Source organism: Vibrio sp. 1078-1 (assembly GCF_033340475.1).
This window is the reverse complement of record NZ_JAWOWM010000012.1, coordinates 126,742-141,404: the sequence shown is the minus strand read 5'-3', so window position 1 is coordinate 141,404 and position 14,663 is coordinate 126,742. Positions and strand designations below refer to the sequence as shown.

The 14,663-nt window shown below is 41.2% G+C and carries 11 protein-coding genes; 4 read left to right on the top strand and 7 right to left on the bottom strand.

What is annotated here, in order from left to right; translation table 11 throughout:
• Positions 1 to 71: 71 nt before the first annotated feature.
• Positions 72 to 1,145 carry a permease gene (locus R7190_RS19650; protein ID WP_005377329.1) on the bottom strand — a complete coding sequence of 358 codons (1,074 nt, stop codon included), beginning with the start codon at positions 1,143 to 1,145 and terminating at the stop codon, positions 72 to 74.
• 346 nt (positions 1,146 to 1,491) lie between these two features.
• On the opposite strand from R7190_RS19650, the gene R7190_RS19645 reads away from it, so the two are divergent.
• A complete protein-coding gene (locus tag R7190_RS19645; protein WP_186585014.1) occupies positions 1,492 to 2,484 on the top strand; it encodes a zinc-binding dehydrogenase in 993 nt (330 codons plus the stop codon).
• A gap of 151 nt (positions 2,485 to 2,635) precedes the next feature.
• On the opposite strand, the gene R7190_RS19640 is transcribed toward R7190_RS19645, so the two are convergent.
• From R7190_RS19640 to R7190_RS19625, 4 genes are all read right to left on the bottom strand, one after another.
• Positions 2,636 to 3,538, bottom strand: coding sequence for a homocysteine S-methyltransferase family protein (locus R7190_RS19640; RefSeq protein WP_053307045.1), 903 nt, complete (start codon positions 3,536 to 3,538; stop codon positions 2,636 to 2,638).
• Positions 3,539 to 3,814: 276 nt separating this feature from the next.
• Positions 3,815 to 4,549 carry an amino acid ABC transporter ATP-binding protein gene (locus R7190_RS19635; protein ID WP_170893395.1) on the bottom strand — a complete coding sequence of 245 codons (735 nt, stop codon included), beginning with the start codon at positions 4,547 to 4,549 and terminating at the stop codon, positions 3,815 to 3,817.
• 14 nt (positions 4,550 to 4,563) lie between these two features.
• A complete protein-coding gene (locus R7190_RS19630; protein WP_005377325.1) occupies positions 4,564 to 5,511 on the bottom strand; it encodes an amino acid ABC transporter permease in 948 nt (315 codons plus the stop codon).
• A 135-nt stretch (positions 5,512 to 5,646) separates the two neighbouring features.
• Positions 5,647 to 6,435, bottom strand: coding sequence for a transporter substrate-binding domain-containing protein (locus tag R7190_RS19625; protein ID WP_053307044.1), 789 nt, complete (start codon positions 6,433 to 6,435; stop codon positions 5,647 to 5,649).
• A gap of 461 nt (positions 6,436 to 6,896) precedes the next feature.
• On the opposite strand from R7190_RS19625, the gene R7190_RS19620 reads away from it, so the two are divergent.
• Positions 6,897 to 7,241, top strand: coding sequence for a DUF3316 domain-containing protein (locus tag R7190_RS19620; RefSeq protein ID WP_104979228.1), 345 nt, complete (start codon positions 6,897 to 6,899; stop codon positions 7,239 to 7,241).
• A 610-nt stretch (positions 7,242 to 7,851) separates the two neighbouring features.
• On the opposite strand, the gene R7190_RS19615 is transcribed toward R7190_RS19620, so the two are convergent.
• Positions 7,852 to 8,826, bottom strand: a complete 975-nt coding sequence (locus R7190_RS19615; RefSeq protein ID WP_053304411.1) for a porin — start codon at positions 8,824 to 8,826, stop codon at positions 7,852 to 7,854.
• Between the two features lie 140 nt (positions 8,827 to 8,966).
• Positions 8,967 to 9,890 (bottom strand): LysR family transcriptional regulator, encoded by a 924-nt coding sequence (locus tag R7190_RS19610; RefSeq protein WP_005377321.1) that lies wholly within the window; start codon positions 9,888 to 9,890, stop codon positions 8,967 to 8,969.
• Between the two features lie 378 nt (positions 9,891 to 10,268).
• Here R7190_RS19610 and R7190_RS19605 point away from each other — a divergent pair, with 378 nt between their 5' ends.
• Positions 10,269 to 11,438 carry an efflux RND transporter periplasmic adaptor subunit gene (locus R7190_RS19605; protein WP_054579512.1) on the top strand — a complete coding sequence of 390 codons (1,170 nt, stop codon included), beginning with the start codon at positions 10,269 to 10,271 and terminating at the stop codon, positions 11,436 to 11,438.
• 12 nt (positions 11,439 to 11,450) lie between these two features.
• Entirely contained in the window at positions 11,451 to 14,591 is a 3,141-nt protein-coding gene (locus tag R7190_RS19600) for an efflux RND transporter permease subunit (protein ID WP_186585013.1), read from the top strand.
• The last annotated feature ends 72 nt before the right edge of the window (positions 14,592 to 14,663 follow it).

The window sequence follows — 14,663 nt, the reverse complement described above, 5'->3', positions numbered from 1 at the left end:
GTATAGGAAACTTCCCTTTCCCTATATGGCGACAAAAACGGAGCCCTCGAGCAGTCGCCCGAGGGTTATTTTTATAAAAAAGCCCACGTATATAAGTAACCCGCTCCCATGGCCATCGTTAAGATAACGATTAGGAAGGCAGCGATCATTTGGTTCTTAAAAATTGATTTCAACAAAATCACTTCTGTAAGACTTGCGCCAGCACTACCAATAATAAGCGCCATAACAGATCCAAGAGCCATACCTTTTTGTACTAGTGCCGCGCTAAGTGGAATGACCGCCTCTGCACGGATGTACAATGGAATACCAATGATTGCTGCGACCGGAATCGCGTACCACTTCGCTTCACCAGCGAACTCCGCAATGAACTCCGTCGGGATGAAGCCATAGATAAATGAACCAATCGCAATGCCCATCATGAGATAAGGGAACACTTGCTTAAAGTCTTTCCAAGTTGATTGCCAAATACGTACCCAGCGGCTAGGTTCTTTCTCTTCCACGACTGTCGCTGTTGCACTACCGTCTGATGAGCAGCAAGACACTTCCACTTTAGGTTCAGGTTTTGGTGCATCACCACAGCAAGATGTTTTCGCCGCAACTGGCGTAGGTTCATTGCAGGCGCTGGTACCACAGATTGATGCTGGTCTCGCTTCTTCTTTTTTCTTGCTTGAATCGCCACAAGAAGTACCGCACGAAGAAGAACCTACCGCTTGATATGCTTCTGGTTTGACGTAACGTTCAAACCCTAGTTTTTCAAGTACATAGCCTGCTACCACTGATACTGACATCGCGATAGCAAAGTAAAATACCGCAACTTTCCAACCAAAAGTCACCACAAACAAGCCAATAATCACTGGGTTAAGCAACGGGCTTGCAAATAGGAACACCATCATAGGTCCAAAACCTGCTCTTGCACGCAACAAGCCTTTTAAGAAAGGAATGGTCGAACACGAACAGAAAGGCGTAATCGAGCCTAGCAACGCAGCAATGAAGTAACCTTTACCCTTTTTCGAGCTGAGAATAGATTGAATTTTTTCTGGCGTTAGAAAATCTTGCAACACACCGACAATGTAGCTAATTGCCAGAAATAAGATGATAAGTTCGGTTGCTAGAAACGCAAACATATCCAGCGCTTCTTTAGCCATAGTTATAATTTCTGTATTCACATTTACTCTCCTCGTCATTTTTCGCTAACAAGCTTACCTGATAGACAAGCCTTTATTTCGACACTTCTGGAAGTATAGAATCACAAAACAAAAGATCAACAAAATATTTCCATAAAAATGGAATAATAAAACTAGTCAATACTTATCATAAAGTTACATGTCGTTAGCTATGCAGACTGGTTGTCGATGATAATTTCAGAGCATCTCGAATCCTTTTTATCAAACATAACCTAAAATTATCAAAATAAGAAAAAACCATAATTATTTCAGCAGCACCCTCTGAGTTAGTATGACTTTCGACCATTCTTAATAATAAGGAAAACCTATGAGAGCGATAACTTACCAACGAGATAACGATACTTTCTCTTTATCCGAATTACCTACACCAAAACTAGAAACCCAATTTGATGTATTGGTTAAAGTTAACGCTGTTGGTTTGAACCCTGTCGATGCAAAAATTCATTATTGGTCAGACATGGTCACTAACATGGATAACAATTTTGTTGGCGGGTTAGACGTATCAGGAGAAATAGTCTCTGTAGGCGATGCGGTCGTTGATTGGAAGGTTGGCGATAAAGTGTTGTATCACGGAAACATGAGGCGCAATCACGGTGGATTCGCTGAATTTGCTATCCATGATTCAAGAACGCTCATAAAGCACCCTCAGGTTCCGGTTGAAGTGGCAGCATCTACACCTTGCGCAGCCTGGACCGCATATCGCGCTTTGGTAGACAAGCTCGATATTTCAAATCGAAGCAGCATTTTTATCGCCGGAGGTGCTGGCGGCGTTGGAAGCTTTGCTATTCAGTTAGCAAAGACATTTGGTGTTGAACAGATCATTGCTACTAGTTCAGAAGCTAATCACGCATATTTGTCCTCGTTAGGAGCAACCCATATGATTGATTATCATCATGAAGATGTAGTTCAGCGAGTAATGGACATTACCGGAAATCATGGCGTTGAGGTTGCACTCGATTGTGTAGGCGGTGATAACGACCGAATTGCAGCCTCGGTGTTAACCTTTGAGGGAGAAATGGTGGAGCTCGTCAAGACTGTCGACCCTTCTCAATATCCAGATGCCTTCTTAAAAGGCTTGGGCTTCCACCAAATAAGTTTGGGCTCTGGTCATGTCTTTGGCGAGAGAGGGTTTGCAAGTATCGTTAATGCCGGAAAGGAAGTGTCTGAGCTATTAGAAAATGGAGAATTGGAAGTACCGAAACTGAAGATCATCGGCTTAGAAGATGTAGGTAACGCACTCTTGGAAATGCGAAATCAGAGAACAGTTGGAAAGATTGTCGTTAATCTGAACCAAAAATAATTAATAAAAATCTCGAGGCAAACTGGCAAGGTAATGAATGAGCAAGTTAAAGCATCTTGTTACTTTGCCAGATATGAAAGGCCTTTATTTTATCTATAACGATGAATAAAAAACAAAATCTCTTGTCATACTTCCCTGCGCTTCACCAAAATTAGGCGTTTTCGAGAGTGTCTCTCCAAGTCGCTAGCAATTTAATATGACGTGGTTCAATCCCACAGCAACCACCAATAATGCTCGCTCCCTGCGCATGCCACTTTTTAGCATACTCAAGATATTCAGTCGGAGAGAAATGACGAACTTCCTGAATGGTCTCGTTGGCTTGGTGCGCTTGCTTTATCGGAGCAAAGCTATTTGCGAAAACACCTATCGTCAATTCTCTACCTGACTCACACAATACTGCTTGTGTATCAATGATCGCTTGCTCGACAACTTCAGGAATAGAGCAATTGAAAAAGATACCTGAAACATTTGTTTTCAACAGCGTATTGACCGCGGCTTTGAGAGATTCCCCTGAGCGAAGGCGAGGCAAAGAGTTAGGCTCATCCATTAAGGTGAAAGCAAGATAATTGGGCTTATCTGTTTTGGCTAAAATTATTGATAGAACTTCAACTTCAGCGAGGCTAGACACGGTCTCAGCTAACCAAATATCAACATATTGATCTTGAGCTTCAAATAACTCAGAAGCCACTTCCAGTGCCCTTTTCGGCTCGAATAATTCAGGCCTGTAAGACCCCATGACAGGAGGAAGAGACCCCGCAACGAGCACTCTATCGTTAGAGCTGGTGACTACATCTCTGGCAATTTTGGCTGCAGATTTTGCTAACTCAATCCCTCGCTTCGCATAGAGTTCCTCTCCTAAGTGAAATGGAACACATGCATAACTGTTAACAGTGATAATCTCAGCGCCAGCGTCTATGAAATTCTCATGGGCCATTTTTACATATTGTGGTGATTCAATTAGCGCTTGTGCACTCCAAAGCGGCTGAGAAAAAGGGGCGCCAATACGTTTTAACTCTCGCCCCATGCCACCATCTAAAATTGTTACTTTCTTCATTTAGACATCCATACCGCCAAACATCCATAAGCTCTATTCAAACACAATTTTTATCAATTCAAAATGAAATTGTTATGTTTAAAGTGAACAAAGACTTAATGGCTGATTAAACACTCTAGTATTTACCAGACCTTTCATTCGGACCAAGATAATGTTATCGCCATTAACTTCGAGTAAAAAGCCCATTATCTATGTCTCTCGGCGAGGCGGGCGTTACGAGCCACAATAGTGCATGAAGTGATTGAGGGACTCGCCCTCAATCAAATTTTCTTTTTATTATAAGACTTTAGATAAAAACTTCTGCAATCTAGGGTTGGTGGGGTTATCAAAAAATCGCTCAGGAGAGTCAGAAACCAAAAGCTCACCATCTTCCATAAACAACACCCTATCAGCGACCTCTTTTGCGAAACCCATTTCATGAGTAACCACTACCATCGTCATTCCGTCCTTGGCCAAATCTTTCATCACATCAAGAACTTCTCCAACCATTTCAGGGTCTAGTGCTGATGTGGGTTCATCAAACAACATAATGTTGGGCTTCATTGCTAACGCACGAGCGATTGCGACGCGCTGCTGCTGCCCACCTGATAAATGATTAGGATAATTATCCATTCTCTCCGATAGACCGACTTTATAAAGCAAATCTTTTGCTTCTTTCTTCACCGATTCAGGGTCACGTTTAGAAACCTTTAAAGGTGCCAACATGACGTTCTCTATCGCCGTTTTATGTGGAAAAAGGTTGAAGCCTTGAAATACCATGCCCACATCAGCGCGTAGTTTATTGATATCCGTAGATTTGTGGTACATATCGATACCATCTACGATAATAGACCCACTATTTATTGTCTCTAATTGATTGATCGTCCGTAAGAATGTTGACTTACCAGAACCTGACGGTCCTACGATGACAATCACTTCCCCTTTTTCTACATTTACCGATACGTCCTTGAGCGCATGGCAGCCATTAGGGTAAATTTTATTAATTGTTTTTGCTGAAATAATGTATTCCATTAATGACTCCACCATTAATCACTTGCTGCCAATTTCTTTTCTAACGTTTGTATTGCCCAAGATAAGGTACTAGTCAGAAGCAAATAAAGGGCCGCTACGGTAAACCAAACTTCAAATGGGGCAAAACTACCACTTACGACTTCCCTGCCCGCTTTTGTCAGATCAGTAATCGAGATCACGGAGACGAGTGAGGAATCTTTTATCAGGTTGATAAACTGCCCGGCTAAGGGAGGTAATGTCTGCTTAAACGCTTGAGGTAAAATGACATAAATCATCGCTTTGGGATAATTCATTCCTAGTGAACGCGCCGCTTCCATTTGTCCTCTTGGGATTGACTGGATTCCTGACCGCACAATTTCTGCGACATAAGCGGCGGTAAACACGGAGAGCGCTATCACTCCCGCAGTAAAACGCTCAAGGTCAAGCACAGTACCAATAAAGAAGTAAACGATAAAAATCTGTACTAAAAGAGGCGTTCCACGAATGACCTCGACATAAACAAGCGCCAGCTTTTTTAATGCCGGATTGCTGGATATGCGCATTAGTCCAACAACTAAGCCTAACGCTAGAGCAATGATAAGTGACCAGAGTGAGATTTTAATGGTCGTCACAACACCATCTAAAATTGGGCCAGAGCGCCACTCTTTTATAGTTGCTAAGGTATCTCCTTCAAAAATAAGATCACCTTCATAGACGTCCACAGACTTATATTGGCTTAGTTCAAGAACAATATCACCATGAATACTCTCCAGAGCCAGTTGGTTATTCTCGTCGAGAATGATGTTCCCATCGACAGGCGCGGTAATGGATGAAGCAGCGTTAGTGGCAATATAAGGAAGGACACGCTCCCAATTCCAGCTGTAATCGATTCGCTTACCTGACAGATAGACAAGACCGCAAATTGATAGCAAAACAAGAACAAAAACAGCGTTCCACAATAGGGATTTAAAGTTATTTTGCATGTGATTCCGAGAATGACTTTGATTAAAGTTGGTTGGGTATTTGAATAAAGAAAAGCGTTAGCTTCACAGCGCGAACCGTTTGGTTGGCGATGAACCGAGCCAGAAGCTAGCCGCTCCTCTACAATAACAAAATGATTACTTAACTTGCTTTAACCATTTATCGTCGTTAAACCACTTATCGTAAATGCGATCGTAAGTTCCATCGCCCTTAATTTGACGTAAATAGTTGTTTAAGAAGTTAAGCGTATCTGTATTTCCTTGCGGCACAGCCCAACCCAAAGGCTCGTAAGTAAACGGTTTAGCCAAGTGCATTAACTGCCCTTTGTTTTCCGCCACATAAATAGAGTTGTAAGGAAAGTCATAAACAAACGCATCTACCTTTCCGTTGGCAACCTCAAGTACCGCTTCAGACTGAGTTTCGTATAGATTTATCTTAGCTTTCGGAAGGTATCGTTTTACCGCTTGCTCACCCGTTGTCCCAAGCTTAGTTGCAACAACATATTCTGGACTATTGAGATCTCGGTAACTAGACACTTTACCTTCATGTTTGAGATCTACGAGAATGGATTGACCAATAACCACATAGGGATCAGCGAAATTCACCTGAGTATTTCGCATAGGTGTGATAGTCATCCCGCCCATAATCATGTGACACTTACCAGTCAACAGTGTTGGGATAATGCCATCCCATGAAGTGTTTACCGGAACAAACTTAACATCCATGGCACGCGCCATTTGCTTACCCAAATCGATATCAAACCCGATGTACTGCCCATTTTTTGCTGTCATTTCAAAAGGCATATACCCAGAATCAAAGCAGACTTTTAGCTCCCCTGTACTTTTGATGTCGTCTAAAATTGGGTCTGCATTAACCGTCGTCGAAACAGCTAACCCCAGTGCAGCAAAACACAATAACTTTTTCATGGATATTCCTTTATCATTTGTTGTAAAGTTTTTTTATACACGACAATAGAATAAAAAACCACAAACAATGACTTTTTAATCACTAGAATTTTTAGGATCGTTACTAAGCCGGAAGATCTGAATGAAAATCTATACCAAGCCATTGCAATTGAATTGCATGCATTAAGTGATTAAGTTGTAGGCAGGTCACTATAACGACAAGAAACATACGCTTTGACTGAATAGTCAGCGTTTCCGAGAGTGGTTTAATTATTAACGAAACCATACAGATATTCGCTTTTTCACATTGACCGTAATGTCAAAAGTGCTTGAGTTTTATTGTTGACAATTCTTCCATAGTCAATGGTCACAAATGTGATGTACAGCACATTTCTATAGTGGCACTATCACCTTTGTCGAGAGATATTAACAAGGATTCGTTGGACATCTTGACTTTGTAATACAAATAAAAAGGTGACTATATGAAAAAACTAATGACGCTCTCATCACTATTATTATTCAGTTTATCTGCTACTGCTGGTATTCATGTCGAACACTCTACAAACAAAGTTGTTCTCAATGACTTTACGACAAAAGATGCCGCTTATAGCTCTGCGTTTGATCTTGTCGATGAATACCAAACGCTATCAAAACATGAACTTAGAAATCGTCTAAACATCATTGGAAGCGGTTTCCCTCGTGATATTGCAATCGATGATAGTAAGGTGAGAGTTGAAGAATACGCACTTAACCGTGATGAAGTTAAATATCGTGCAATCATAAACTTCAATTATCACTTCAGAACAAGTGACGGCGGTAAAAACTAAAAATCATCTGCACCTTTACTTTCTTAGAGCCCTTCCTATTTTAAGAAAGTAAAGGTGTCTAATCATATTGAAACGACGGCTTTTCATAAATCGCTCTCTCCTTACATAAGCAGTATCAATCCCTACCTCTATCGTTTACATAAAAATCATTTTTCCAATCTTCATTGAGATACATTTCGTCGTTTGGGGCTTTGTCATTCGCTTGGTTCGCCATATGGATTCCACATCACTTAAATGAAAAAGACCCTTGAAATTGAGTTCACTTTTTTATGAAGATTAACTCAACCTAAGATTGACAATTGTCGTTATATTTTTCTCGTTTATAGCAATATATAAAGAACTCTTTTTGTTTTAATTAACCATAAAGCGTGAAAATAAAAAAAGGCAACAAGACACTTCTTGTTGCCAAAGAAAAAATACATCATTCAAAAAATATTAAAATGAAAACTAGCAGTGGACTAGCTAACAAAACAATTATATTCAAAACACTTAAACAAGTAACGATCAATATAATCCATTATATATGGATGAAAATCAGCACTTATGAAATTACACCGACAAATAAAAAAGCCTGAAAATAGTTTCAGGCTTTTTAGCTTTATTAATTTTTTTAGAATGAATATCTCGCAGCTATTGCAAGAATATCGTCTTCATTGTCTACATCTGTAATTCTGTATTCTGCTAGTGCTTTAAAATTAGAAGTCAAATCGTACTCTGCACCTAGTGAGTAGTAATCGACGACATCTTCATCATCACGCTCTAGATTGTTATAGCCAACTAGTGCCCAAAGCTTATCTGTTACTTCATAAGTGGCAACTGCTTCAATACCGGTGTAATCAATATTACTTTCAGAACCATCTTTAGCCCAGTTTTCACCATCACTGTATAAAACAGAGGCATAAAACTTGTCGTATTCAAATGCAATAGCACCCGTTAGCAGCTCTGCATCTTCTGCACCCGATTGCCCTTCACCTTCGTTGTAACCAAGCGCAACTTTGAAGCCATATGGCAACTTGTAGTCAGCCGCCGCACCATAAGAGGCTGCATCTGTTGACACTTCATCGTTTTCAGCCTGATAGCTAACATGAATATTCAAACCTTCATAGCTTGTCGTTAGCTTAAATACTGAATCGGAGCGACCGGTACCATATAGATCCGCACTTACGCCAGCAGCTTCATTACCAAACTCCGGGAAAATATCCGTGTAGTCAGATACTAAAGTGACCGCACCGTATTGACGTCCATAACTTACTGTTCCGTAATCTGCACCAACTCCTACATAGCCTTTTCGGATATCAAATTCATCATCTTCAATCCCATCAGCATCTCTGCGATTAGACTTAAATTCCAACTCATATAAGCCGAATGCATAAAGATCTTCATTTATTTTAGACTCACCTGAAAGTCCTACACGAATGTAGCTATTATCTCCGTCAGCATTTTTATCATCAGAGAAATAATACATCCCTTGCGCTCGGCCATGAATATTTAATACTGATTCTTGATCTTCATAAACTATGGCTGAATTTGCAGCACTTGCAGAGAAAAGTGCAGCGATTGCGATCGACGTTCTTGTCATTTTCATTTAATTACCACTACTTGTGTTGTTTGAATCGAGTGAAATTATGAACAGTGGCAATTATTTTTAAAGTGCAAATTCAACCATATTCTATGGATAAATATAAACAAGCCCTCAATCTAAAACATTATGTCCTAGTACTCATATTAGTTGAGATAATCCATCCAAACAGGAGGCGTCCCTATTATTTTTTGAACAGTATCAATGAACAGTTTGGCTAATGGTTGTTGATTTCGGTGAGTATACATTGCATATATTTCTCCTATTGCGGGAAGATTATAATCAGGAAGCAGCTGTACAAGATCTTGTTTACTCAAACTCTCCTGAAGAAAGAACTGCCCTATTAAAGCATACCCTAGATCAGATTTTACGGCATCGAGCATTAACTCAGTTTCATTCACGAAGTACTGCCCGTTGATATTATACGTTCTAACGTCGCTTGATGACTGGCTTGGCGCTATACGTAGCTTATCCGCCTTAAAGTTAGCATTAGAGTATATTACTGCTGGCATTTTTATAAGCTCTTCTGGAGAGCTCGGAGTTCCATACTTGTCAATAAAACTCTTTGATGCAACCAGTGCCATATTATTGCTTGCCAACTTACGTACTATCATGTTGGACTCTCGGATTGGTCCGATACGAAACACAACATCAAAACCTTCGTGGATAACATCGACTCGATTATCATCGAGCAGCAGCTCTACAGTAATGTTTGGGTACTGTTTTATAAACTCTTTAACTGCCTGATTTAAGTATGCTCTGCCAAAGAAAGTGGAGCTTGATATTTTCAGATTACCTTTCGGTTCATCCTGAAATGTAGCAGCAATACTACGAGTTTCAGTTAGAACCTCTCTTACTTTCTTAGCTTGCGCCACCATCTCAACACCTGCATTGGTCAGGGATAGAGAACGTGTGGAACGGTTTAACAGCCGTAAGCCCAATTCATCCTCTAGCTTTTTGATCTGTTTTGACAAAGCTGAACGATCTATATGATTTCTGTCAGCAGCTTTAGCAAAAGTTCCGTATTCAGAGACATCCAGTAGTAATTCAAGTTGGCTTGCGAGATCCACTGCACAATTCCTTATTTAGTTTTTATTCTTTATGTGATGGGAAATGGATTTTACAAAATTAATTTCAATTTTTTATGGTTCAAATTGCATCAGTGAATTGCAAATAATGCACGAATTAAAAACGCTTTAATTTTCGTCGCTATCTTTAGCTTCTGTTTAGTTATTCCTATCTATTATGGCTTATTACATTTAACAATACTCCACGTCTTTAAAACCCTAAACTGACCTTTTTCAAACCAAAATGCGAGCATTTTGACCAATATTTAATCGTGCATTTTTATCACTACTCTATGTTCGCTGAGGGCCTATTTACCCATAGGTACAATGAATACAATGCCGTTCCTTTTAGTATGAACAGAATCATTTAGGGCGCGACAAATGTTAAAGAAAGTTTTCGGCATTGGCCTTTTATCCGTTTTAGCTGCTTGTGCAGACGAAGAGATAACCAAACAACCTAATACTCCCTTACCTACGATAGACGTCTCCAAAGTCATCTATGAGCCCGTTCAATCGTGGTTCACCTTTACAACAAGGCTTCAAGCCCCAGAGAAAGTTTCTTTAATGCCACGCGTTTCCGGAGTTATTGAAACGGTAGAATTCAAAGACGGACAGAGTGTCAACAAAGGTGACTTACTCGTCACTCTTGATGATCGAACCTTCAAAGCTCAGGTCTCACGACTTGAAGCGCAAGTTAAGAGTGCTCGAGCTGCGCTAGAGCAAGCAGCAAACGAACAAAAGAGAGCCGCTCAACTGGTTAAGCGAAAAGCCATCTCAGCGGAACAAGCAGAGGCCCGAGATACCGCAGTAAAACAACGCTCTGCAGAACTAATGGCTTTGCGTGCTCAGTTAGAATCCGCAAAGTTAGATCTTGAGTTTACGAAGATATATGCCCCTATTAGCGGCACTATTTCAAGAGCATTCATTACTAAAGGAAACAATGTAAACGCAAATCAAAGCGTTATATCAAACATTGTCTCTAACGATCAGGTATATGCATACTTTGATGTCGATGAGCGAACTTGGAACCGTTACTTCTCGACAATCAATGCCGACTCTAACTTACCTACTCGTCTTGAACTATCTGGACAAAATGGGCAGGAGTTTTTTGGACGCGTTGACTTTGTCGACAACTCCATCAACGAAAACACCGGTACTTTGCAGGTTCGAGCGGTATTCGATGCAACAAAATCAAACTTAAAAGTGGGATCGTTTGGCCGAGTTCAGATATCAACAACCAAACCAGTTGAACGAGTTCTCGTTCCAGAGCGTTCTATTGGCACAGATCTAGAAAACCGCTTTGTATTAACACTCAATGAAGAGAATACGTTGCAATACAGCATCGTAACCTTAGGCGAACGTTACGGAACATTTCGTGCCATCGAGAATGGCTTGAACGCCGACTCAGTTATTGCGGTAAATGGCCCAGCAAAAGTTGGCCCAAATAGCAAAATCACACCAAAAAATGTCACGCTAGATATTAGCAACACTTCATTGATTATGGCTTCAAACTCAACATCGTTGCCAAACAAACGTTTAGCTCAAGACTAAGAAGACAACCGAATGAAATTTGCACACTTTTTTATTCAAAGACCCATATTTGCCTCTATGTTATCGCTATTGATATTAATAGTAGGCGCAATTTCACTTTTACAGTTGCCTGTGAGTGAATATCCAGAGGTTGTCCCTCCTACAGTGGTAGTTACAGCAAACTATCCTGGTGCGAACCCAAAAGTAATCGCAGAAACAGTTGCTACGCCTCTGGAGCAAGAAATTAATGGTACAGAAAACATGTTATATATGTTTTCGCAGGCAACCAGTGACGGCAGAATGACATTGACCGTAACCTTTGCTTTAGGTACGGACTTGGACAAAGCTCAGGTTCAAATTCAAAACCGCGTCACTACAGCTTTGCCCCGATTACCAGAAGCCGTCCAACGGTTAGGAGTTGTTGCCGAAAAAGCCTCTCCTGATCTCACTATGGTTGTGCATATATATTCTCCAGATTCTAGCCGTGAAGTCAGTTATTTAGCTAACTACGCTAATTTAAACTTGAAAGATGAGATAGCTCGGCTCGGAGGCGTTGGTGATGTGCGCCTTTTCGGTGGTGATGAGTACTCAATGCGCTTGTGGTTAAATCCAGATGAGCTCGCTTCTAGAAATCTAACCGTAATGGACGTTGTCTCAGCCGTCCGATCTCAAAACCAACAGGTGGCAGCAGGCTCATTAGGTGCGCAACCAGCCGCTAATGAAAACCAATTCCAAGTTTTGTTGAACGTAAAGGGCCGTTTGGAGAATATTGATGAATTCAACGACATTGTAGTAAAAGTTGACGAAACAGGGGCTTTGACACGTCTTAAAGACGTTGCACGCGTAGAGCTAGGTCAAAACTCTTATGCACTGCGCGCCTTGTTAAATGGTAAACCAGCGGTGGCGATGCCCGTATTCCAGCGCCCTGGTGCTAATGCTATTGAGCTATCTAATCAGGTTCGTTCAACCATGGACCGTTTACAAACAGCCTTTCCAGCTGGAGTTTCATATGAAATAGCCTACGACCCGACCGTCTTTGTTCGTGGTTCGATAGACGCGGTGGTTCATACTCTGCTAGAGGCAATTGTACTTGTTGTTGTCGTAGTCATTTTGTTTTTGCAAACATGGCGCGCGTCTATCATCCCTATCATTGCGGTGCCTGTTTCATTAATCGGTACGTTCGCCGTAATGCAAATGCTTGGAGTATCGATTAACACGCTTTCGTTGTTTGGGCTTGTTCTCGCCATAGGCATCGTCGTCGATGACGCCATTGTCGTCGTCGAAAACGTGGAACGGAACATCCATAATGGACTTGCACCACTAGAAGCAACGAAACAAGCAATGACCGAAGTTACCGGGCCAATTATTGCAATTGCTTTAGTGTTATGTGCGGTGTTCATCCCGACGACCTTTATTACAGGGTTATCCGGTCAGTTTTATAAGCAGTTCGCACTAACAATTACGATCTCGACGATTATTTCAGCAATTAACTCGTTGACGTTATCGCCTGCTTTATCAGCACTGCTATTACAAGATAAGAACGCAAAACCCGATCGGCTAACCAAGCTCTTGGATGCGGTTTTTGGTAAGTATGTTTTTGCGCCATTCAATAGAATTTTTGAGTATAGCTCGAACCAATATCAAGCTCTGGTCAAGAAGCTGATTCGCTTTAGCCTTGTTGTTGTGGTGGTATACATTGCGTTACTCGGGGGAACGGTTTCTCTATTCAAAGCTGTTCCTGGAGGATTCATTCCTCAACAAGATAAGCAGTATTTAGTTGCGATCGCCCAACTTCCAGATGCAGCAAGTTTAGATCGAACAGAGTCCGTTATTAAAGAAATGGAAAACCTCGCGCTGGCAACACCTGGCGTAGCACAAACCATTTCTTTCCCAGGCTTATCGGTCAATGGTTTTACTAACAGTCCGAATAGTGGCATCGTTTTTGTTACGCTTGAGGACTTCGGTAAACGAAATGATCCAACTCTCGGAGCAAATGCGATTGTTGCATCTTTGAATAAGAGCTTTTCAATCATTGATGAAGCCTTCGTTGCGATTTTTCCACCACCACCAATCCAAGGACTTGGCTCTACTGGCGGCTTTAAACTTCAAATCGAAGACCGTGCGAACAAGGGGTTTGATGAGCTCTTCAAGCAATTGAACTTGGTAATAAGTGAGGCATCAACAAGACCCGAGCTGATGGGATTATATTCCACATTTCGTATACAAGTGCCGCAGATGGACATCCAAATAGATCGTGAACAAGCGATGCTGCAAGGTGTTCCTCTAGAGCAGGTTTTTGATGCGCTTCAAGTTTATTTAGGATCGTTGTATGTCAATGACTTCAATATGTTTGGTAGAACATACAAAGTGAATGCCCAGGCAGACATGAACTATCGTCTCGAACCTGACCAAATACTTAACTACAAAGTAAGAAATGCTGCCGGACAAATGGTTCCTCTCGGCGCTGTACTGGAGATCATACCTACGATTGGGCCTGACCGCGTGATGCACTATAACGGCTACCCTAGTGCAGAACTAAACGGCAGTCCTGCTTTTGGTTACAGTTCTGACCAAGCCCAAACGGCTATTGAGGAAGTACTGGCTCAAAACCTAGCAGAGGGAATGGTTTATGAATGGACTGATGTAACCTACCAGCAGATTTTGGCTGGTAACACGATGGTGTATATATTCCCACTTGTTGTTTTGTTAGTTTTCATGGTGCTAGCTTCGCAGTACGAGAGTTTAAAACTGCCATTCGCTATCATTTTGATCGTTCCCATGACCATTTTTTCTGCACTAGCAGGTGTTTGGTTCATTGGTGGTGACAACAATATATTCACACAAATTGCTTTGATTGTCCTTGTGGCTCTAGCGTGTAAAAATGCCATCTTGATGGTGGAGTTCGCTAAAGAACTTAAAGACAATGGCCAAGATACCTTATCAGCGATTTTGGAAGCATGTCGTTTACGTCTTCGACCGATTCTAATGACATCAATTGCATTTACCGCTGGTGTTATTCCATTAATGATTGGTACAGGGGCCGGAGCGGAAATGCGACAAGCAATGGGTATTGCCGTATTCTCGGGTATGGTAGGCGTAACGGTATTTGGATTACTACTCACACCTGTTTTTTACATGTTAGTGAGTCGAAACAAAAAACGTCAAACACTATAACCATAATATAAATACTCATTTAAATTCATAATAAAGGGAGCTATTGCTCCCTTTTCTTTTGGTTATTAAGTA

Coding starts and splice junctions, on each gene's coding strand:
- R7190_RS19615 (WP_053304411.1), bottom strand. CDS start 8,826: ATGAAAATGACAAGAACGTCGATCGCAATCGCTGCACTTTTCTCTGCA.
- R7190_RS19625 (WP_053307044.1), bottom strand. CDS start 6,435: ATGAAAAAGTTATTGTGTTTTGCTGCACTGGGGTTAGCTGTTTCGACG.
- R7190_RS19620 (WP_104979228.1), top strand. CDS start 6,897: ATGAAAAAACTAATGACGCTCTCATCACTATTATTATTCAGTTTATCT.
- R7190_RS19600 (WP_186585013.1), top strand. CDS start 11,451: ATGAAATTTGCACACTTTTTTATTCAAAGACCCATATTTGCCTCTATG.
- R7190_RS19645 (WP_186585014.1), top strand. CDS start 1,492: ATGAGAGCGATAACTTACCAACGAGATAACGATACTTTCTCTTTATCC.
- R7190_RS19640 (WP_053307045.1), bottom strand. CDS start 3,538: ATGAAGAAAGTAACAATTTTAGATGGTGGCATGGGGCGAGAGTTAAAA.
- R7190_RS19635 (WP_170893395.1), bottom strand. CDS start 4,549: ATGGAATACATTATTTCAGCAAAAACAATTAATAAAATTTACCCTAAT.
- R7190_RS19650 (WP_005377329.1), bottom strand. CDS start 1,145: ATGGCTAAAGAAGCGCTGGATATGTTTGCGTTTCTAGCAACCGAACTT.
- R7190_RS19630 (WP_005377325.1), bottom strand. CDS start 5,511: ATGCAAAATAACTTTAAATCCCTATTGTGGAACGCTGTTTTTGTTCTT.
- R7190_RS19605 (WP_054579512.1), top strand. CDS start 10,269: ATGTTAAAGAAAGTTTTCGGCATTGGCCTTTTATCCGTTTTAGCTGCT.